Below are 21,970 nucleotides of genomic sequence, written 5' to 3'. Positions count from 1 at the left end.
TCTCCCGGGCCGGCTGCAGTACGAGTGTGATCGCTGCCGTAGTGGGTGGGCGTCCGGTGCGTCGGCGCGCGGTGTAGTCCCACTTCGCGGCGATGCACCTGCGGTGCCAGGCGAGCAGGGTGCCGGGGGTGATCGGGAAGGTCTTGAGCCAGTGGTGTCGGGGTGTCAGCCCGGACGGGGCTGCGTACCAGAACCGGTCGGCGGGCTCATAGCGCACCGGCCCGGTCAACTGGCGGCGCAGGACCGCGTTCTCGTGCCGCAGTACCAGCAGTTCCGCGTCCTTCGCCGTCTCGCGACGGAGGAGCACCGTTGGTACCGTCAGCAGCTTCCGGGTCACCTTGTACAGCAAGGACACGATCACGTGGGGCATGATCCCAGCGGGCCGTCCACACCCCGCTCAGCTGTGGCGATGACTTTTCGAGCGGCACAGGCTCGCGGAACTCGGGGCATCCTGGATGACCGCGACCTCCTGATGGCTCACCGCCGCAGGCACCTCCGGACCAGGATGCCGTGTCGGCTCGACGTGGAGGCTGGAGGTCTCGTCGAGGCGGCCAGGGGCAGTTCTTCGCTCCCGGTGGATGGTATGGACGCGACGTCGGGCACTCTCTCAATCTCCCGAGTTGTACCCCTACCGCCGACCCGGATAGATGCACGGAGCCAGCAGGTTCGACTGTAGGGTCTCGGGCTTCGCTGCATACACCAAGGCTGTGACCTGCGACTTCTCGCGGTGCCTCACGCTGCTTTATCTGCGGTTGTCTCGGCTCGCGGTGCATCCCCGCCAGGTTTGGCGACACGGGTGTGGTTCTTCCCGTGCCGCGCGGCACCCTCGTGACGTCAGGCGGCGCGCTTCACCTGGCGGACCAGCCACATCAGCAGGGCGTCCAGGTCGGCGGCGGCCGAGAGGACCCGGTCGACTGCCTCGGGGGTGTGCAGCCACTCCTCGCAGCCGAGGGGACGGGCGGCGATCAGCGAACGGTGGCGCAGCAGGTTCGTACGGGAGTGGTTCGTCGGGTAGCCGCGTGGGGAGCGTTTCATCACGTCCCCGGAGATGTCGTAACCCTTCTTCCGCACGTCCTCGACGATGGCGGACAGTTCGCGGCCGCTCCCCTCGGAGGCCACGGCTTTGCGGAACATGTCCACCTGGCCGGGATCGGGGTACCACCAGGCGCCCTGGATCCGCAGGCCGTCCAGGTCGAACCGGAGACCGATCTCGATCTTGCGGCCGAGTCGGATCACCGCGCTCTGGTGCTGCCACCACCAGGAGTCGGTGCGGTAGTGCCAGACGGAGAAGTCCTCGTATCGGGGGTCGGTGTCCGCGACCTCGTTGAGCAGGGCGATCATCGGCTGCCGGACCAGGTGTTCACGGTCCGCGCGATAGCGCTCGCGGGTCGCGTGGGTCGGTTCGCCCTGGAGCTGCCACAACACGTCCATGGCCTGCTCCGGCCAGCCGGTGAACTGTCCGCGCATGCGGGCAGGTTAGCTCACCCATGGTCCGCGCGCGGAGAATGAGACGGGTAGGGAGGCGTGACCCCAGACAAGGTGGGAGGTGCGGCGGCGGGGTTCGTCGGCCAGTCGAGAGTGCAGTCGATATGAAGCGGGCGGTGAGATTGTGCAGCCGAACTTGAGATCCCACAGCGACGGATGGCAGTGCGCGCATGATCCCAAGCGCACCGCCGGCGGCTCCTCCGGCGGCCCCGCCGCCGCAGTCGCCGCCCACCTGACCCCCGCCGACCTCGGCAGCGACCTCGCCGGCTCACTTCGGCTCCCGGCTCACTACTGCGGCGTCTACGGCCTGCGCCCCACGCATGGACTTGTCCCGGCTCGCGGCCACATCCCTTGCCCGCCGGAATGGATCACCAGCAGCGACATGGTCACCCCGGGCCCCCTGGCACGCCACCCCCGCGACCTCGACCTGCTCCTCGACGCGCTGACGAGACCGTCACCCGCCGAGAACAGCCCCTGGCTCGCCAAGCTGCCCGAGGCGCGCCGTGGAGGCGGCCAGCTACGCGTGGCGGTGTGGGCCGCGGACACCAGCTGCCCCATTGGCCGCGAAACGGGCGATACTCTCGCCACCGTCGAGCAGGCACTGGCCTCCGCTGGCACAAACGTCCGCCGCACCACGGGACCGGTCAGCTTCACCCACTCTCTCCGCCTGTTCGAGCAGCTCCTCCATGCCACCGCGACGGCCGCCACCGACGACGAAGCCGGCGCGGCCGAACTCGCAGCAGCGCATGACCTGCACGAGGATGACGCGAGCCCACGGGCCACCTTCCTCCGCCACCGAACGCAGACACACCGCACATGGCTCCGCGCCAACGAGGAACGCCACCGGCTTCGGGAGATGTGGCACCGCTTCTTCGCCGACGCCGAGCACGATGTCCTCATCACCCCGGCCGCTCCCACTGCGGCGATCCCGGCCGACACCCGCTCTCTCACGGTCGACGGCGTCGAGCGGAGCTTCTTCGATCAGACCGGCTGGGCCAACCTGACCAGCCACGTCAGTCTGCCCAGCGTGGTCGTACCCGTTGCGCGGAACGCGGAGGGGCTCCCGATCGGCATGCAGCTCGTGGGACCGGTGTATTCGGACCGAACCTTGCTTGCAGTGGCTGAATACCTGGCGTCGCTTCTCGGAGAAGCGGCCGGGCGCATCAGTCTCTGACGCCGTTGGTCAGAGGGACGGGTGCGGCTCGGTCCATGTCCGGAACACACCTCGGTCCCTGGGCGGACCGAGTAAGTATCCGAGGGCGTCACGCGAGACCTCCTCGGTCTCGCCGAGCCGTTCCAGCAGTCCGCTGGCGCAAGCGCTTGTTGCACTTGGCCGGATCATCCCCCCGCCCGACCGCGTCGTCCCGCGTGAGGACCGGCCGCCACGCCCGCGGAATCTTCGGCGAACACACGTCGGACCACTGCGAACGTACCTGTGCGGCAGCAGGAAAAGAACCCGAGTCCATCCGGACCTCACCCCGCGCCCGTCGGAATCCCCGTTGGCCTGAACATCTCTGCCGACTGAAGCCATGGCGCACTAGACTTCAGAACGAATGATCACGGGGAGGCCGCAGTTGTTGCATGTCGCTTTAGTGAACATGCCATTCGCCGACTGGAATCGTCCGTCATTCGCCCTGGGACAGTTGTCGACTCTCGTTCACCGTGAGTTCGACGACCGGGCGCGAGCGCAAGTGTGCTATCTCAACCAGGACATGGCCGAGTTCTTCGGGACACGTCTGTACGAGGCCCTCTCCGTGAGTCACGATCATGTGGACACAGGGATCGGGGACTGGCTGTTTCGGCACATCGCCTTTCCCGGCGAAGTCGACACTGCCACCGAGTACTTTCAGCGCTACTACCGGGGTGCGCGGTGGGACGACTTCCGTGAGCAGATCTTGTCGGCGCGGGACGGACTGCGGGCGTTCTGCGAGGAACTGATTGGCCGTTATCGGCTTGACGAGGCCGACATCGTGGGGTTCAGCTCGATGTTCGCCCAGCATGTGCCGAGTATCGCCCTGGCGCGGCTGATCAAGGAGCGCAGCCCGCGGACGCTCATCGTGCTGGGTGGGGCGAACTGCGAGGCGCCTATGGGCTCGGTGGTCGCCGAACATGTGCCGGCCGTTGACTTCGTGTTCTCCGGGCCCGCGCTGAACACCTTCGGTGAGTTCCTGCGGTGTGTCCTCGACGAGGACCTGGAGCGCGCCGATGCCGTTCCGGGAATCCTTTCCGAGCGGAACTGCCGAGACCCGCGCTTCCGCAAGGCCATCGGTGCGGAACGCGATATCGACGACTTCTTCCTGCCTGACTACGACAGTTTCTTCGAGGCGCTGGAGGGCCATCCGGAACTGCGGCGCACAGGGACCAGCAAACCTATGCTGTTCTTCGAGACGTCCCGCGGCTGCTGGTGGGGACAGCGTTCGCACTGCACCTTCTGCGGGCTGAACGGCGAAAGCATGGCCTTTCGGGCCATGGCTCCGGACCTGGCCGTCCGGCAGTTCGAGTGGCTATTCGGCTTCGCGCCCACCTACACCTCGCTCTTCTGTACGGACAATGTCATGCCACGCAATTACTCGCGCGAGGTCTTCCCTCGACTCGACCCGCCGCCGGGGGCCGAGATCTTCTACGAGGTCAAGCTTCCACTGAGCCGTCAGGACCTGCGCGCCATGACGGACGCGGGCGTCACCGTCGTCCAGCCCGGCATCGAGGCGCTGTCCTCCTCGACGCTCAAACTGATGGGCAAGGGCACGACCGCGTTCCAGAACCTGCAGTTCCTCAAGAACTGCGAGGAGTTCGGGATCAAGCCCGAGTGGAACCTGCTGATCGGCTTCCCCGGCGAGGACCCGACGGTCTACCGCAAGTACGCCGAGGAACTGCGCGACTTCGTTCACCTGGTGCCGCCGCACGGCGTGTACATGGTGCGCTTCGACCGCTTCAGCCCTTACTTCAAGCGGAGCGACGAGTACGGGCTCGTCTTGAGGCCAGTGGACTACTACTCCCTCACGTATCCCTTCGACGAGTCTGCGCTGGCCGATCTCGCGTACTTTTTCGCCGACCAGAACCTGGCGCCGTACATGCTCGACGCGGTCGAGTGGCACGACGAGTTGAGCGGGCTGGTCACCCAGTGGCGTGCAGCCTGGTACGGGGAGGACGGAGCGGCCCGTCGCGAGCTGCGACTGGTCGCCGATGACGACGGCCGGCTCACGGTCCGTGACTCCCGTTCCGGGGCTCTCCGGACGCACCCGGTCGACGCGGTGACCGGCCGGCTGCTGCGCCGGCTGTCCTCGCCGGCCAAGCCCGAGCAGCTGGCCCGGGACTGGCCGGAGGGGCCGGACGACCTGCGGCAACGCCTGGACACGCTCACCGAACAGCGGTTCCTCTTCGCGGAGAACGGCCGGGTGATGAGCCTGGTGTTGACCGGAGCGGACGGCGAGATCGAGGAACCCGCCCGGGAAGAGCCCGCCACGGTCGGCGCCCGGCGGCTGCTGCCGCTGTTGTCGGAAGCACCGCGATGACGGTCGAGACCACCCCGATGCTCCCGCTGGTCGTCGAGGGGCACGGCGAGTCGGCCGTCGAACGACTGCGCGCCCGGCGGGAAGAACTCCGGGCCGCGCTGCGCGAACGCGGTGCGCTGCTGCTGCGCGGCTTCGACGTGGGGGGCGCCGACGGCTTCGCGGACATCGTCCGCGCGCTCTCCGGTGAGCCGCTGCCGTACACCGAGCGTTCCTCCCCGCGGAGCGTGATCAAGGGGAACGTCTACACGTCCACCGACTACCCGCCCGGAGAAGAGATCTTCCTGCACAACGAGAACTCGTACCAGGCGAGTTGGCCGCTGACGCTGTACTTCCACTGTGTGCGCCCGCCTCTCACCCGGGGCGCCACCCCGCTGGCCGACACCCGCCGGGTGCTGGCCGCCGTCGACGACGAGGTGCGCCGGGAGTTCGCCCGGCGCGGCTGGACGGTCGTACGCAACTACGGCGACCTGGTCGGCCTGCCATGGCAGGAGGCGTTCGCCACCGCGGACCGCGCGGAGGTCGAGCGGTACTGCCGGGAGCGGGGCATCGAGGCACAGTGGCTGCCCGGCGGCGGGCTGCGCACCCGGGCGGTGCGGGAGGTCGTGCATCGGCATCCGATGACCGGAGAGCCGGTGTGGTTCAACCATGCGACGGTCTTCCACGTCACAACGCTGCCGGAGTCGGTCCGGTTCGGGCTGCTGGAGATGCTGGGCGAGGAGAACCTCCCCAGCCAGACCTACTACGGCGACGGCGAACCGATCCCGGACGACGTCATGGAGCATCTGCGGGCCTGCTACCGAGCCGCGGCGACCCGCTTCGACTACCGTGCGGACGACGTCCTGGTGATCGACAACATGTTGGTCTCACACGGCCGCGAGCCGTTCACGGGGCCCCGCCGGATCGCGGTCGCCATGGCGGAGCCGTACACCCCCGACCGCTAGCCCCAGGACGGAAGACCCTCGCATGTTCGCGCATTCGCTCCGGTCCAACCGGGATTTCTCCGTCTTCTGGGCGGTCCAGGCGCTGTCCGAGGTCGGCAACGCCTTCTCACTGGTGGCGCTTCCATTGCTGGTGCTGCACACCACCGGGTCGGCGGCGCAGATGGGGTTGCTCACGGCCGTCGCGGGCGCCGCCTCGCTCATCACCGGTCTGGTGGGCGGCTCCTGGGCCGACCGCTTCGACCGGCGGCGTCTGCTGATGCTGTGCGATGCCGCCCGGCTGGTGCTGTACGGTGCGATCCCGGTCTGCTGGGCTCTGAACCCGCAGATCTGGCTGCTGTACGTGGTCATGGCGCTGGCCTCGGTCTTCGAGATGCTGTTCAAGATCACATATGTCACCGCCGTGGTGAACCTCGTCGACAAGGAGCAGATCGTCGCGGCGAACGGCCGGCTGGAGGCGACGAACGCGATCGCCTACATCGCCGGCCCGGCCCTGGCCGGTGTGGTGGCCGGGTTCTTCGGGGCGACGGCCGCCGTCGCCATCAACGCGGGCAGCTTCGGGATCTCTCTCGTGGGCCTGGCGTTCATCAGGCTCAGGCCCACCGCGCCGCGGTCGTCGGCCGACGAGGCCGAGAGCAAGGCGGCCCGGGCAGAGGACCTGCGCTCCGGCTTCCGGGTCGGAGCCACGTTCCTGTGGCGTACGCCGGTGCTGCGGGCGCTCACCGTGCTGCTGACCGTCACCACCTTCCTCAGCCTGGGCATGACCGACGTGTTCATCTACCACCTGCGGCACGGCCTGGGGCAGGACGAACGCACGGTGGGCTACGTCCTCGCGCTGGCCGGGCTCGGCACCTGCGTGGCTGCCGCCGTAACTGCCGGGCTGCGCCGCTCCTGGGGGTTCGGCCGCTGCTGGCTCGGCGCGATGAGTCTGTGCTCGGTGTCGGTGCTGGTGCTGGGCGGCACCGGGCAGGTGTCCGTGGCGGCCGTGACGATCTGTCTGTACTCCTTCGGCATGGCACTGGCGGGCGTCTGCTCGATGTCCCTGCGGCAGCAGGTCACGCCGGACCATCTGCTCGGCCGGGTCACCTCCGCGTTCTGGACGATCCACGGCAGCCTCGCGCCCCTCGGCGCGGCTCTGCTCACCGCCCTGGTCGGTCGGCTGGGGGCACGCGGGCCCCTGACCGCGGTGGCCGTCGTCTTCCTTGCCGTGGTCGTGGCCGCCGCCTTCACTCCCATCCGGCAGCGCCACCCGGAAGAGACCGACGTACAGCCCCTGCAGACACGGCCCACCGATGCGCCGCAAGCACGAGAGGAGAGTCACGGGGATGACACCGAAGCCCGAAGATGACGACCTGCTGTACAAGGTCGTGGTCAACCACGAGGAGCAGTACTCCGTCTGGCCCGCGGACCGGGACAACCCGGCAGGGTGGTCGGACGCGGGCAGGACAGGCCCGAAGGCCGACTGCCTCGCTCATATCGAGGACGTGTGGACCGACATGCGTCCGCTGAGCCTGCGCCGTCGCCTGCGGGCGAGCGACCAGGACGGACAGGACGGACCGTTGGCGGAGGGCACCGACCGGGCGGGCTGACTCCCGGTCCGTCACCGCACCCGCCGTACCGCGAACCAGGGAAGGCCATCGTGCACGACGACCTGGAAACACGACCGACGGCCCGCTCGGCGAAGGCGCCCCGGCTGCCGCTCTCCCACGGCCAGGAAAGACTCTGGTACCTGGAGCAGATCGCCGTCGGTGCCCCTGTCCACCACGTGTCCGCCGCCACCCTCGTCGAGGGCCCACTGGACGCCGGCCGGCTCGCGTCCGCGCTGCGGGGCTGTGTCTCCCGCCACGAGCTGCTCCGCAGTACCTTCGACGATCGCGGGGACGGGCCGCGCCGTACCGTCCGTGCGACGGCCGAGGTGCCGCTGCGGCGACTGGACCTCGAGGGAGGATCCGCGCCGGGGACGGACGCCCGGGGCGGATCCGTGCCCGAGGCGGAGCTGCGCGGTGCGCTCGCCGAGGAGAGCGCCCGGCCCTTCGTCCTCGACCGCGGGCCCGCGTTGCGTGCCACCCTGGTGCGCACCGGCGAGGAGCGGCACGTGCTGCTGCTCACAGCGCACCGCATCGTCGCCGACCGGGCCTCGCTCACTGTGCTGGAGCGTGAACTGGCCTCCCATTACGCGGCGTTTTGCAGTGCACGGTGACCGAGGCCGAGGACGACGGGCGGGGCGACCTCGGGGCCGAGTTGCGCCTCGCGTCCGACCTCTGGCTGCCCGAGTCGGCCGACCGCATGGCGACCGCCTTCCACACGCTGCTCACGGCCCTCGCCGAGAACCCCGACCGGCGGATCGGGGACATTCCGGTGCTGTCGCCCGAAGACCGGGCCCGGATCGACGCTTGGAACGCAACCGACCGTCCACTGCCCGAACCGGCCACCGTGGACGGCCTGTTCCGCGCGTGGGCGGACCGCACCCCACAAACCCTCGCCCTCACCGACCGCACCGGAACCTGGACGTACGCGCAGTTGCGGGAGCGGGCCGACCGAGTCGGACGGACCCTGATCGCGACCGGCGTCACCCAGGACTCCGTCGTCGCCCTGCACATGCAACGCTCCGCCGACCTGGTCACGGGCATGCTCGGTGTCCTCCTGACCGGCGGCGCCCCCCTCGTCCTCGACCCCGGCCACCCCGAGGAACGACTGCGGTTCATGGCCGACGACGCCGAGATCTCGGCCGTCCTCAGCCGCGCCGAACCCCCCGCCTGGCTGCACGGCCTGGGCGTACCCGTACTGCGTCTTACCGACGCAGAACACGACAGCGCCGAGCCGGTCGCCCCAGAGCGACAGACACCTGCGAGACCCGACGGGGAACATGACACGCCTGCGGCAGACTCCCCAACCGTCCAGGTCACCCCAACCGTCCAGGTCACCCCAACCGTCCAGGTCACCCCAACCGTCCAGGTCGCTGCAAGCGGCCAGGTCCGGCAGGGGCTCCCGGTAGCCGGCCTGACGCACGCTCGCTCGCACCCCGTCGGGCTGGCCGCCGTGGTGCACACCTCCGGGTCGACCGGGCGGCCCAAGGCTGTCGGGATACCCCATCGGGCCGTCGTGCGGCTGATCACCGCGACCGACTACGTGTCCATCGGCCCCGGCGACGTCCTGCTGCACCTCGGCGACCCGGCCTTCGACATCACCGCCTTCGAGGTGTGGGGGGCGCTGTGCAACGGTGCCCGGGTGGACGTGCTGCCCGGCGACGAACCCCTCGGGCCGGCCGAGGTGATGGCCGCGCTGCGTGAGCTGCGGCCGACGATCGTCGCCCTCACCGGCACCCTCTTCAACCGGGTGGCCGACATCGACCCGAGGGCCTTCGGCGGACTGCGCCATCTCTTCGTCGTCGGAGAGGTGATGGACCCTCGTCGCACGCGCGCGGTGCTGCGCGGCGGCGCGCCGCCCGAGCACCTGCACAACGGGTACGGCCCGAGCGAGAACGCGACGTTCTCCACGACCCACCTGGTGGACCGGCTGTCCGAGGACACCCCGAGCGTGCCCATCGGCTCCGCCCTAACCAACACCACGCTGCACGTGCTGGACCAGGAGCTGGGCCCCGTGCCGATCGGGGTGACCGGCGAGTTGTACGTCGGTGGGCTGGGGGTCGCCCGGGGTTATCTGGGCCGCCCGGGCCACACTGCGGAGCGCTTCCTGCCGGATCCGTTCGCCTCCGGGCCGGGGGCGCTGATGTACCGCACCGGAGACCTGGTGCGAAGGCTCCCGGACGGGGCGTTGGACTTCCTCGGCCGGGCCGACCAGCAGGTGAAGATCCGTGGCTACCGCATCGAGCCGGGGGAGGTCGAGACGGCGCTGCTGGCCAGCGACGACGTGCGCGAATGCGTCGTGCGGGCGGTCGATGTCGCCGGGGACCGGCGGCTCGTCGCCTACGTCGTCCCCGGGCCGGGGCGCCGGCCGTCCCCGCCGGAGCTGCTGGGCGGGCTGCGGGACCGGCTGCCGTCGCACATGGTGCCTGGCCATGTCGTCATGCTCGACGAGTTGCCCACGACGCCCAGCGGGAAGATCGACGGACGGGCGCTGCCCGGCATCGCCGAGGGCGCGGCTGGTGCTCCGGACGCCGACACCGTGCCGCCGAGGACGGCGACGGAGCGCGCTCTGTGGGAGATCTGGGCGGATGCCCTGCGCGTGCGGTCCTTCGGGGTGCACGACAGTTTCTTCCTCGTCGGCGGTCACTCGCTGCTGGCCTCGGTGGTGCGCGCCTCGGTTCGCGAACAACTCGGGGTGGCCCTGCCGTTGCGCACCCTGTTCGACGTGCCGACTCTGGCCGGCCTCGCCGTCGAGGTCGAGCGGGCCGCCGACGAGGCGGCGGTCGCACCAGCGTCCGCGCGAGCGGACGACGACTCGGAACAACTCGAGGGCCTGGTGGCCGAACTGGAGCGGCTCGCCGAGTCCCGGCGCGCCGAGGGACCAGCGGGGGGAGCCGCATGACGCGCACCACGAAGACGGCCGACGCGATCGACGCGGATCTGCGGGGGAGGATCGAACGTCTCCCTGCCGGGCAGCGGGCCCTGCTGCGACAGCGTCTGTGGGAGAAGGGCGCCCCGACCGGGCTGCCCGCCCTGGACGACGATGGGGAGGCCCCCGCGTCCTTCACCCAGCGACGGATGGCGTTCCTGTCCGGGCTGGATCCGGACAGTCCGGCCTACCACAGCCCCGTCGTGCACCGCCTCACCGGACCACTGGACGACACCGCCCTCGAAGCCGCCCTCAACGACCTGCTGCGCCGCCATGCCGTCCTGCGCACCGTCCTTCCGGTCCGGGACGGCCGTACCGTGCAGCGGGTCCTGCCGCACCGGCATCGTGCGCTGCCCGTCGTCGACCTGTCCGCGCTGCCCGGGCACGACCGGCAGGCGGAGGCCGAGCGACTCGCGCGGGCGGACGCTGAGCAGCGGTTCGACCTGGCCGAGGGACCGTTGATGCGGTTCCGGCTGCTCCGCCTCACCGTCGACAACGCGGTCCTGGTACTCACCTTCCACCACGCGGTCGTCGACGGCTGGTCGCTGGGCGTCCTCCTGAGCGATCTGGGCACCGCGTACGGGGCGCGCCTGGACGGGCAGACGCCCGAACCGCCCGCCCACACGGTGCAGTACGCCGAGTACGCCCGCTGGCAGCACGAGTGGGCCGAAGGCGCCGAGGCCGCCAGCCAGTTGGCCTACTGGGAACGTCGGCTGGCCGGTGCCCCGGACCCGATGCCGCTGCCCGCCGACCGTCCCCGGCCCGAGCGCCCCCAGGGGCGCGCCGAGTCCACGGTGTTCACCGTTCCCGCGCCCGTGACCGACGAGTTGCGGAAGATCTCCGCGCGCACCGGCAGCACCCTCTTCATGGTGCTGCTCGCGGCGTTCCAGATCGTGCTCGCCCGGTACGGCGGCCACGACGACGTAGTGGTCGGCACCCCCGTCGCCAACCGGCGCTACCGCGGCTTCCACGATCTGGTCGGCTTCTTCGCCAACTCGGTCCCGCTGCGCTCGCGGGTCGCACCGGAGGCGTCCTTCGAGGACTTCCTGGCCGAAGTCCGCACGACGTGCCTGGAGGCGTACGAGAACCAGGACGTGCCCCTCGACCTGATCGCCCGGCGGCTGCACCCGGAGCGCAGCCCCGGCCGGAACCCGATCTACCAGGTCAACTTCACCCTGCACAACACGCCGCCGCGTCCAGTTCGTACCCTGCCAGGCGGGATCGGTCTCATTCCACTGGACCACCTGGACCACGACGCCGCCCGCTTCGACCTTGACCTGAACATCTGGGAGACCGACGCCGGACTGCAGGGTCGGCTCATCCACGCCACGGACCTGTTCGACACGGCGACCGGTGAGCGGCTCACCCGATCGCTGGGTGTCCTGCTTGACGCCGTGACCGCCACCCCCGACACACGGATCGATGAACTGCCGCTGCTGACGGCCCTGGAGAGCGAGCAGGTCCTGCGCGAGGGCCACGGCGCAACTGCCGACCGCCCTGAGGACGCGCGCGTGGACCGGCTCTTCGCCGAGCGGGCGCGCACCGCCCCCGACGCGGTGGCCGTGTCGGCGCCGGGCCGCACCGACCTGACCTTCCGAGACCTCGACCGCCGCGCCAACGGCCTCGCCCACCGGCTGCGTGGCCTTGGCGCCGGTCCTGGCCGCGTGGTCGCGGTGCTGCTGCCCCGCACGCCCGAGGCGCTGGTCGTGCTGCTCGCCGTGCTGAAGAGTGGCGCCGCGTACGTGGCGCTCGACCTGGCCTATCCGAAGGCCCGGCGCGATCACATGCTGCACGACAGCGGGGCCGTGCTGCTGGTCACCGACGCACGACCGGGGGACTCGGCGGTCCCGGGCATCCCGACCGTCGTGGTGGACCCGGACCGGGTGGCCGAAGAGGCGATCGGGGCCCCGCCGGAAGGTGACGGCGGGCCCGACGACCTGATGTACCTGATGTACACATCTGGCTCGACCGGCGGGCCCAAGGGCGCCATGCTCTCCCACCGTCAGGTCGCCAACTACCTGCTGTGGGCGGTGGAGACGTACCTGCCGCCCGGGGCGGACGGTGCTGTCCCCGTGCACTCCTCGCTCTCCTTCGACCTGACCGTGACGAGCCTCTTCGCCCCGTTGCTGGCCGGCCGGCGCCTGCTGCTCGCCGACGACTCCGGCACACCCGGCGAGGCCCTGCGCGCCTCGGCCGAGGCGGACACCGGCCTCGCCTTCGTCAAGCTCACCCCCTCGCACCTGAAGATGCTGGAGGGCTCCACGGCCCCGGCGCGTGCCGGGGCGTGGGCCCGCACTCTGGTCCTTGGTGGCGAGGAGCTGCACGAGGAGCGGCTCGCGGCCTGGCGCACGGCTGCCGGAGCGCCCCGGATCGTCAACGAGTACGGCCCGACGGAGACCGCCGTGGCCTGCGCTGCGTACGACAGCGCGCACCCGGCTGGCGGCTTCGGCCGCGTGCCGATCGGCAGGCCAGTGCACCACGCGCGGCTATACGTGCTCGACGACGCGATGAACCCGGTGCCACCGGGCGCCCCCGGAGAGCTGTACGTCGGCGGGGCGGGCGTCTGCCACGGCTACTGGAACCGCCCCGGCCTGACGGCGGAGCGCTTCGTCCCCGACCCCTTCGGCGCTGAACCGGGCGGACGTCTGTACCGGACCGGTGACCGGGTGCGCCGGACGGCCGACGGAAACCTCGAGTACCTCGGCCGCCTCGACGACCAGGTGAAGATCCGCGGTCACCGGGTCGAGCCGCAGGAGGTCGCCGCCGAGCTGGTCCGGGATCCGGCGGTTCGCGAGGCCGCCGTGATCACGCACGACCCCACCCCCGAGTCCCGGCAGTTGGTCGCCTTCGTCAGCCCCGAGACCAACGCCGTCGTCCCGTGGGACGCGGCGGCCGAGACGGACTGGGTGAGCCGCTGGCAGACGCTGTACGAGGACACCTACGGCCGTGCGGAGCGCCCCGCCGACCCGTCGTTCGACCTGGCCGGCTGGAACAGCAGCTACACCGGCGACCCGATCGAGGCCGACGCGATGCGCGAGTGGCTCGACGCCACGGTCGACCGCATACGCGCGCTGCGGCCGCGCCGGGCCCTGGAGATCGGCTGCGGCACCGGCCTGATCCTCGCCCGGGTCGCCCCCCACTGCGACTTCTACCAGGGCGTCGACCTGTCCGAGCAGGTCGTCGAACGGCTGCGGCGTGCGATCGGCACCACCGAAGCCCCCGAGCGGATCGGGCTACGGGCCGGCCCCGCCCATCTCGCGATCCGTCCGGGCGAGACGTACGACACCGTGATCCTTAACTCCGTCGTCCAGTACTTCCCGTCCGTGGACTACCTGTTGGCAGTCCTGGAGCGCGCGATCGACGCGCTGCCGGCCGGCGGCCAGGTGTTCCTCGGCGACCTGCGCAACCTCGCCCTCCTGGATGCCTTCCATGCCTCCGTCGCCGCCCACCGGGCGAAGCCGGGCACGCCCGACGCCGTCCTGCGCGCCGAGACCACCTGGCGAGTGGAGACCGAGAACGAACTCTGCCTCGACCCCCGGTTCTTCGGCGGACTGACTGTACGGTGGCCGCGGGTCGGCTCGGTAAGGGTCCTGCCGAAGCGGGGAACGGCCGACAACGAACTGACCCGGTACCGCTACGACGTCGTCCTCACCGTCGCCGGCGAGCCCGGGCCGGACGACGGTGCAGGTGTCGGACCGGCCGGGTCACCACCGGAGCGGGACTGGCAGGCGGAGGGCCTGGACGCGGACGGGCTGGACGCGCTGCTCGGTGCTGAGCAGCCCGACCGGCTGGTGCTGCGCGGCATCCCCAATGCCCGGCTGGCGGGGGACCTGCGGTTGCTGGCCCGGATCTCCGGCGCGGCGCCGGACGCCGTACGGCCGGGCGTCGACCCGGAGGAGCTGTGCCGCCTGGCCGGGCATCGCGGGTACAACGCCGAACCGAGCTGGGCCGAAGGACGGTCCGACGGCTCCTACGACCTGCTGCTGCAGCGCCGGGGAATGCCCCAGACGGCGCTGCCGCCGGTCGTCACCGCCACGGAACCGCACCGGCTCGCAACCGCACCGCTGTGGCGCCCCGCGGCGCTCGCCGCACTGCCCGGGATCGAGTCCCGGCTCGGCGAACGGCTGCCCGGGCCCCTGCTCCCCGCCCGGTACGTCGTGCTGCGCCGGATCCCGCTCAACGCCAACGGCAAGGTCGATCGCGCCGCGCTCACCGCCCTGCTGCCGGCCACCGAGGACGACGCCGGGGACGTGGTGGCGCGGCCGGAGGCCGAACTCACGTCCACGCAACGGCGGATGGCCGCCATCTGGAGCGAACTGCTCAATCGCGACGGTATCCGTGCCGAGGACGACTTCTTCGACCTCGGCGGGCACTCCCTGCTCACCTTCCGGCTCGTGTTCCGGCTGCGCGAGGAGTTCGAGGTGGAGGTGCCGATCCGCGGGCCGTTCGACGCCTCGACACTCGGCGCACAGGCGGCCCTCGTCGACGGCCTGGTCGCCGAGAAGAACCGGCCTGTGCTGCCCGCGCTGGCCCCCGCCGAACGGGACGGGACCGTGCCGACGTCCTTCGCCCAGGAACGCCTGTGGTTCCTCCACCAGATGGACCCGGACACCGCCCAGTACAACTTCCCGGTCTTCGTCCGGCTGACGGGTGAACTCGACGTCGGCCTGCTGCGCCGGGCGGTGGCGGAGATCGTACGGAGGCACGAGGTGCTCAGGACCGTGATCACCGCCCGTGACGGGCAGCCGTTCCAGACCGTACTGCCCGCCGAGCCGCCCGCGCTGCCCCTCACCGACCTGACGTCGTACCCGCCGGAGGGAAGGGAGCCGGAGGCGCGGCGGCTGGCCAGGGAGCAGTACGCCGAGCCCTTCGACCTGGCCACCGGACCCGTACTGCGGGCCGGGCTGCTCCGACTCGGCCCGGCGGACCACGTTCTGCTGCTGACGGCCCATCATGTGACGGTGGACGGCTGGTCGGCCGCCGTTCTGCTGGAAGAACTGGCCGAGCTGTACGCAGCGGGCCGCGAACAGCGCCCGCCCCGACTGGCCGAACTGCCCGTGCAGTACGCGGACTACGCGGTCTGGCAGCACCGGCTCGCCGAGGCCGGTCACTTCGACCGTCTGGTCGAGCACTGGACGGCACGCCTGAGGGGCATCCTCGACCTGCCGGGGCTGCCCCTGGACCGGCCGCGCCCGGCGCACCCCGAACATCGGGGCGAGAGCCTGCGCTTCCGGATTCCGGCCGCGGCCGCGGACGCGATGCGCGCACTGTGCCGGGAGGAGGACAGCACCCTGTTCATGGCGCTGCTCGCCGCCCTGTACGCGGTGGTGAACCGGCGGACCGGGGAGACCGATCTCGTGGTGGGCTCGGACGTCGCCGGCCGCTCCGACAGCAGGACCGAACCGCTGATCGGCTTCTTCGTCAACCAGATCGTGCTGCGCGCCGACCTCACCGGCGCCCCGACCTGGCGCGAACTGCTGGGCCGTACCAAGGAAGTGGCGCTGGACGCCTATGCGCACCAGGACCTGCCGTTCGAGGAGGTCGTCAAAGCCCTCAGCCCGCCCCGCACCCGCAACCAGAGCCCGCTGTTCCAGATCAAGCTGGTGCTCAACAGCAACCGGCGGGCCGCCGACGCCATGGCCGGCCTGCGGCTGAGCCCGTTCACGGTGGACCTCATCGACACCAGCCGCTTCGACGTCACCCTCGTCCTGGAAGAGGACGACGACGGGGTCGCCGGGTTCCTCAACTACGACCCCGACCTCTTCGACGCGTCGACCATGGAGGAACTGCGCGAGCAGTACGTCGCGCTGATCGCGGACATGGCCGCCCGACCGGACGCCTCGATCGCCGAAGCACGCCTGCCCACGGCGGCTCCCACAAGCCGCTCCGCGCCTGGGCGGGCCGGGCGGCGAGGCCCCGGGGCCCTGCGTGGGATCAAGCCCACCAAGGTCGCCGTGGCCTCGGACGACGTGGTCGTACGGGAGCCGCTGCGGGACGGCGCGGACCTGCCGCTCGTGCTGCGGCCGGCCCGCGCCGACGTCGACCTGGTGGCCTGGGCCCGCACGCACCGCACTCGGCTCGACACCGATCTGGAACGGCACGGTGCCCTGCTGTTCCGGGGCTTCGCCGTCACCGACCCGGACGCCCTGGAACGCTTCGCCTCCGTGTTCGTCGACGACCTCTTCGGCGAGAACGGCGAGCACCCGCGCGCCGCACTCGGCGGCAACGTCTACACGCCGGTGTTCTTTCCGCCGGAGGAGAAGCTCCTCTGGCACAACGAGAACTCCTTCAACGACGAGGGCCCGACCCGCATCTGGTTCTGCTGCGCCCGCCCGGCCGACTCCGGCGGCGAGACACCCCTGGTCGACAGCCGCGCTGTCCACCGAAGGCTGGACCCGGCGGTGCGCGAGGAGTTCACCGCCAAGGGGGTCATGTACGTCCGCAACTACGGCACCGGATTCGGCCTCGACTGGCGGGACGTCTTCCGGACCGCGGACCGGACCGAGGCCGGGGCCCGCTGTGCCCGACAGGGACTGCGCTACGAGTGGCACGGCGACCGGTTGCGCACTACCGCCGTACGGCCCGCCGTGCTGCGCCATCCGCGCACTGGCGAGTGGTCCTGGTTCAACCAAGCACAGCACTGGCACACCGCCTGCCTCTCCACGGAGGTACGGGAGTCGCTGCTGTCCACCATGGCCCCGGAGGAACTCCCGCGCAGCTGCCTGTTCGGCGACGGCACCGAGATACCCGACGAGGCGATGCACGAGATCCTGCGGGTCTACCAGGAGCTGGAGGTCTCCTTCCCTTGGGAGCGCGGTGACGTGATGCTGCTGGACAACATCCTCACGGCCCACGCCCGCAACCCCTTCCGCGGCGAGCGCGAACTCCTCGTCGCCATGGGCGACATGGTGACGTACCAGTGACGGCGGAGGCGGAGCAGGCGCGGCAGGTGGAGGGGTTCCGGCTGTCGTTCCGGCAACAGCGGCTGTGGGAGCTCGCCGAACTCGGCGTGCCGTCCTGGGCGCAGGTCCTCGTCACCGTCGACGGCGAGCTGGACACGGACCGGCTCACGGCCGCGCTGCACGACACGGTGGCCCGGCACGAGATTCTCCGCTCGGTCTACCGGCGGGTGCCGGGCGCCCGCACCGCGCTGCTCGTCGTCCACGACGCGGACCGCCTGGGCCCACGCTGGTCCCACGCAGAGCTGGGCCACCTGGACGAGACGGCGCGCCGCCGCAGGATCGACGAGGAGGTCCGCGCCCGGCGGAAGCAGCCGCACGGCGGGCCGGACGACCCGGTGCTGCGGGCCGCTCTCTTCGCCCTCGGGCCCCGCCGGCACGCGCTGCTGCTCACCACCACCGCCCTGGCCGCAGACGGTCACACGCTGCGGCTGCTCGTCGACGAGCTGGCCGAGCGGTACGCGGGCACACCGCCCACCGACGCAGTGCTGCAGCACAGCCAGTTCGCCGAGTGGCAGCACCAGGAATTCAGCGAGGAACCACCGCACCCGGCACTGGGCGGACCCACCTCACGGCTGTCCTTGCCGTTGCGTCGGCCTCCCGGCTCCGGTCGGCCGGAGCGCCGTACCGTCACCGCGCCCCTGCCGGACGCCGTCACGACGGCCGTCCACGACTACGCGCGGCGGCGGCGCGTGGGGCCGGGGGCTGTGCTGCTCGCCTGCTGGCAGACGCTGTTGGCCAGGATCGGCGGACAGCGCGACATCACCGTCGACGCGCTGCTCAGCGGCCGGGAGTTCGAGGAGACGGCCACCGTCCTTGGCCACTTCGCCCAGTGGGCGGAGATCACCGCGCGGATCGACCCCGGTCTGGTCCTCGACGCCCTCGCCGCCCGCGCGGAACGCGCCCTGTCCGACGCCGAGGAGGCCCAGCAGGACGCCCCGTCCTGCTGGGCCTTTGGTGCCGCGGAGCAGGCGGGGCGCGACATCGGCTTCCTCTGCGCGGACACCCCGGCACCACGGTGCGTCGGCGGCGTCACCTTCGCCGTGGCCTGGGACGACGTCGAGACCGAGTCCCACGCCCTACGGCTGACTTGCGCCCTGGGCGCGACGGAAGGCCGCACGACCTGGCACTACGACGGCCGGCAGTTCGACGACGCCTATGTCCGGGTGCTCGCCGACCAGTACGCCACACTCGTCGCCGAGCTGCTGGCCGCGCCCGCCACCCCCGTGCGGGAGGCGAGTCTGCCTCCCGCGGCTGGCGCCGCCCGGCTGCGGGCCCGCCTCCGGGAGCCGGCGGACGGCTGGTGTCTGCACGGCCTTGTCGAGCGGCAGGCCCGACGGTCCCCGGACGCCCTCGCCGTCGTGGCCGGAACCGATCGGCTGACCTTCCGGGAACTCGACACGTGGGCGGACCGGTGGAGCGGCGTGCTGCGCGCTCGGGGCGTCCGCGTCGAAACCCCGGTGGCAGTGCGGGCGGCCCCCTCGGCCGCGCTGGTCGTCGCCCTGCTGGCCGTGCTCAAGGCCGGAGGGACGTATGTGCCGCTCGATCCGCTGCTCCCGCCCCTGCGGACCCGGGAATTGCTGGAGCGGGCCGGATGCCGCACGCTGCTCACCGACCGCCCGGACGAGGCGGTGGCGGCCGAGGGCGTCGCGTGCGTCGACCTGCGCAATCTGCCACCCGCCGGTACGGGCGCGGAAGCCGAACCCGGACGGCCGTGCGAGGCAGGCCCGGACCACCTCGCGTACATCATGTTCACTTCCGGCTCCTCCGGGACACCGAAGGGGGTGATGCTGCCGCACCGGGCTGTGTGTGACTACCTGCTGTGGAGCGCTCGAACGTACGTCGCTGCAGGCGCCGTTCGCGACGGCGACGAGGACGACAACCAAGGCGACGGCGCGGACGGCCTGGGCGGCGGGGGCGGAGCGATGGCGCACTCCTCGATCGGCTTCGACCTCACCGTGACGAGTCTGTTCCTGCCGCTGATCACAGGTCGTCCCATCCTCCTCGACCCCGCCTGGCGGGACGCTCTCGCCCTCTCCGCGGACCTGGCCGACCGGACCGGCCTGGACCTGCTCAAGCTGACCCCGTCGCACCTGAATGTCGTCAACCAGTCCGTGGAACCACGGGACCTCGCCGGCACCACCGGCTCCCTCGTCCTCGGCGGTGAGGCCCTCGACAGGAGTGCGGTCGACACCTGGACGACACACGCCCCGGGGACGAGGATCTTCAACGAGTACGGGCCGACCGAGACCGCCGTCGGCGTGTGCGTGCACGAGGTGGGCGCCCACGACGGCCCCGGCCCCGTCCCCATCGGCCGGCCCATGGACCACGCCGAGGTCCTCGTCCTGGACGAGGACCTCACCCCCGTGCCGGTGGGCGTGCCGGGTGAAATCTACATCGGAGGAACAAGCCTCGCCCGCGGCTATCTGGGCGCCCCGGCCGCCACCGCCGAACGATTCGTACCACACCCCTTCTCACCGGAACCCGGCCGCCGTCTCTACCGCTCGGGCGACCTCGCCTACGTCGGCCCGGACGGCCTGATCCGGTACCTGAGGCGGGTGGACGACCAGATCAAGGTCAACGGGGTACGGGCGGAGCCCGAGGAGATCCGGGCCGCGCTGCTGCGGCACCTCGGTGTGCGGGACGCCGCCGTCGTCCTGATCGCGGACGAGGAATGCGGCGACCACCTGGCCGCCTGTGTCGTCGCCGATGACGTCCACACCACGACGACGCAGGCCCTGCGTGCCCACCTGGCCGAGCGGCTGCCGGCCCAACTGGTGCCGACCACCTATGCCAGGACCGAGGCGATACCCCTCACATCGAACGGCAAGGTGGACCAAGCCGCGGTGCGATCCCTCGTCCAGGCCGGCGGCACCGGGTCCCCAGTCTCGTCGGCTGGCGGGGCCGGCACACCGCCGGCCGACCCGGTGGAGGCCGCCGTGGCCCGGGTGTTCGAGGAACTGCTCGGCGTCGCCCCAGTCGGCGCGGACGACGACTTCTTCACACTCGGCGGCCACTCCCTGCTGGCCGTACGGCTGATCGCACGGCTCAACGGGGAGTTCCACGCCGAACTCCCGGTCCCCGTGCTCTTCTCAGAACCGGAGGCGGGGCCGGGGCCGCATCATGAAGTGGGGCGGCCCGAGAGGGCGGCCACGCCGAAGCACCTGGCCCGGCTGCTCAAGGCGCGCAACGCCGTCCCGCACGCCCTTCCGGACGACATCGTGGCACTGAGGCCCCGGGGCGAGGGCACCCCGCTGTTCTGCGTCCACCCGGCAGGCGGCGAGGCCATCGGCTTCCGCCATCTCGCCGCCTGCCCCGAGCTGCGCGGCCCGCTGTACGCCCTCCAGACATCGGCGGACGGTGCCGACCGCGAGGACCGGAGCGTCGAGGCGCTGGCCGCCCGCTATTTGGCGGCCGTACGCGCGGTGGCGCCGACCGGCCCGTATCTGCTGCTCGGCTGGTCCATGGGTGGGCTGGTGGCCTTCGAAATGGCCCGAATGCTCGAACTGCGGGGTGAGCGGGCGGAGATGGTCTTCCTCGTCGAGAGCTATCTCTCCGCACAGCGCCCGGAGTTCGACGAGGACGACGACCGGGAGAAGCCGGGCTCCGTAGCGGCGGAGGAAGATGTGAGCGCCGCCGAGCTGCTCCGGCTGGACCTCCGGCGGCGCACCAACCGCGCCCATCTGCGGGCCGCCCGGGCCTACCGCCCGTCGCGGTACGCCGGCCCGGTCGCACTCGTCCAGGCCGACAAACAGGATGTGGACTTCCGGCACACCGCGATCCGCTCCTGGTCCTGTGTCTGCGCCCCCGCCCGGCTGACCCACCACGTCCTGGAAGGAGACCACCTAACCCTGTTCGAGCCACCGTACGTCACCGAACTCGCCCGCCTGATCGACCGGATGACGCGGTAGTCCACCGGACGCAGGAGCGTGGTTCTCATCGGCGCCGACGCTGTGGCTGTCGGCTTCCGGTCCACCGACGTCACAACCCTGGAGTGGCTGGCGGCGTTCGGGCTGGCAGCGCTAATTGGGAGGCATCGTGACCTCGGAGGCCAATTGCCGGGAGGCGCGGACCTTGCCCTTGCCGGAAACTTCATCCGTGCAGGTCACGCTGCATGTCGGTACTCGTGGAGGATGCCGCCGAGGCGATCGTGTCGGCTGTGCCGCTCGAAAAGTCATCGTTGCACGTCATGCTGCATGTCTGTATTCGTTGATGAGGCCGCCGAGGATCCGGGTGCGCAGGACTTTTTGGATGTGGAGGTCATACGTCGCGGCGGGTGGTTCGTGAGCGTCGGGTGGTAGTTGGCTGCGGGCTTGATGGGGTCGGTGCTCGTTGTAGTGCCGCTCGTAGGCGGCGAGGACGTGGCGGGCGTGGGCCTCGGTCATGATCAGGACGTGGTCGAGGGCTTCGCGTCGGATGCTGCCGATATGCGTTCGCAGTGCGCGTTCATGCGGGGAGCTTGTGGCGCACTTTTGATGATCTCCATCTCCTCGGCCTGGAAGACGGCGTCGAATGCCTTGCCGTACTTGCCATCGCGGTCGCGCAGCAAGAAGCGCAGGGT

The 21,970-nt window shown here is 71.1% G+C and carries 10 protein-coding genes and 3 pseudogenes; 10 read left to right on the top strand and 3 right to left on the bottom strand.

What is annotated here, in order from left to right:
• Both ABZU99_RS34415 and ABZU99_RS34410 read right to left on the bottom strand, forming a co-directional pair.
• Positions 1-361: pseudogene (locus ABZU99_RS34415) on the bottom strand (integrase); the annotation flags it as partial.
• Between the two features lie 473 nt (positions 362-834).
• Complete coding sequence (locus ABZU99_RS34410; RefSeq protein WP_356050368.1) at positions 835-1,467, bottom strand: DUF2461 family protein; 633 nt, start codon at positions 1,465-1,467, stop codon at positions 835-837.
• Positions 1,468-1,546: 79 nt separating this feature from the next.
• Between ABZU99_RS34410 and ABZU99_RS34405 the strand changes: the two genes are divergently transcribed.
• From ABZU99_RS34405 to ABZU99_RS34360, 10 genes and pseudogenes are all read left to right on the top strand, one after another.
• Positions 1,547-2,659, top strand: coding sequence for an amidase family protein (locus tag ABZU99_RS34405; protein ID WP_356228148.1), 1,113 nt, complete (start codon positions 1,547-1,549; stop codon positions 2,657-2,659).
• 379 nt (positions 2,660-3,038) lie between these two features.
• The gene (locus ABZU99_RS34400) at positions 3,039-4,997 is read left to right on the top strand and encodes a RiPP maturation radical SAM C-methyltransferase (RefSeq protein ID WP_356050369.1); all 1,959 of its coding nucleotides are present in this window, start codon (positions 3,039-3,041) and stop codon (positions 4,995-4,997) included.
• Entirely contained in the window at positions 4,994-5,938 is a 945-nt protein-coding gene (locus ABZU99_RS34395) for a TauD/TfdA family dioxygenase (RefSeq protein ID WP_356050370.1), read from the top strand. The genes ABZU99_RS34400 and ABZU99_RS34395 overlap by 4 nt, the downstream gene beginning before the upstream one ends.
• A 22-nt stretch (positions 5,939-5,960) precedes the next feature.
• On the top strand, positions 5,961-7,283 hold the full coding sequence (locus tag ABZU99_RS34390) for an MFS transporter (protein ID WP_356050371.1): 1,323 nt from the start codon (positions 5,961-5,963) through the stop codon (positions 7,281-7,283).
• Complete coding sequence (locus ABZU99_RS34385) at positions 7,261-7,524, top strand: MbtH family protein (protein WP_356050372.1); 264 nt, start codon at positions 7,261-7,263, stop codon at positions 7,522-7,524. Before ABZU99_RS34390 ends, ABZU99_RS34385 begins: the two co-directional genes overlap by 23 nt.
• Positions 7,525-7,574: 50 nt before the next feature.
• Entirely contained in the window at positions 7,575-8,135 is a 561-nt protein-coding gene (locus ABZU99_RS34380) for a condensation domain-containing protein (RefSeq protein ID WP_356050373.1), read from the top strand.
• A complete protein-coding gene (locus ABZU99_RS34375; protein ID WP_356050374.1) occupies positions 8,132-10,423 on the top strand; it encodes a non-ribosomal peptide synthetase in 2,292 nt (763 codons plus the stop codon). Before ABZU99_RS34380 ends, ABZU99_RS34375 begins: the two co-directional genes overlap by 4 nt.
• On the top strand, positions 10,420-17,373 hold the full coding sequence (locus tag ABZU99_RS34370; protein WP_356050375.1) for an amino acid adenylation domain-containing protein: 6,954 nt from the start codon (positions 10,420-10,422) through the stop codon (positions 17,371-17,373). Before ABZU99_RS34375 ends, ABZU99_RS34370 begins: the two co-directional genes overlap by 4 nt.
• The gene (locus ABZU99_RS34365) at positions 17,370-21,320 is read left to right on the top strand and encodes an amino acid adenylation domain-containing protein (protein WP_356050376.1); all 3,951 of its coding nucleotides are present in this window, start codon (positions 17,370-17,372) and stop codon (positions 21,318-21,320) included. Before ABZU99_RS34370 ends, ABZU99_RS34365 begins: the two co-directional genes overlap by 4 nt.
• Positions 21,321-21,335: 15 nt before the next feature.
• Positions 21,336-21,434 (top strand): annotated as a pseudogene (locus ABZU99_RS34360) (ABC transporter permease); the annotation flags it as partial.
• Between the two features lie 162 nt (positions 21,435-21,596).
• Here the strand turns inward: ABZU99_RS34360 and ABZU99_RS34355 are convergent.
• A pseudogene (locus ABZU99_RS34355) lies at positions 21,597-21,970 on the bottom strand (integrase core domain-containing protein); the annotation flags it as partial.

Source organism: Streptomyces sp. NPDC005266, from assembly GCF_040607655.1.
Classification (GTDB): Bacteria; Actinomycetota; Actinomycetes; order Streptomycetales; family Streptomycetaceae; genus Streptomyces.
This window is presented reverse-complemented; position numbering and strand designations above follow the sequence as displayed.

Bases quoted from the DNA above. Each gene is read 5' to 3' on its own strand.
- ABZU99_RS34410 (WP_356050368.1), bottom strand. From the start codon at position 1,467: ATGCGCGGACAGTTCACCGGCTGGCCGGAGCAGGCCATGGACGTGTTG.
- ABZU99_RS34400 (WP_356050369.1), top strand. From the start codon at position 3,039: ATGATCACGGGGAGGCCGCAGTTGTTGCATGTCGCTTTAGTGAACATG.
- ABZU99_RS34395 (WP_356050370.1), top strand. From the start codon at position 4,994: ATGACGGTCGAGACCACCCCGATGCTCCCGCTGGTCGTCGAGGGGCAC.
- ABZU99_RS34390 (WP_356050371.1), top strand. From the start codon at position 5,961: ATGTTCGCGCATTCGCTCCGGTCCAACCGGGATTTCTCCGTCTTCTGG.
- ABZU99_RS34385 (WP_356050372.1), top strand. From the start codon at position 7,261: ATGACACCGAAGCCCGAAGATGACGACCTGCTGTACAAGGTCGTGGTC.
- ABZU99_RS34370 (WP_356050375.1), top strand. From the start codon at position 10,420: ATGACGCGCACCACGAAGACGGCCGACGCGATCGACGCGGATCTGCGG.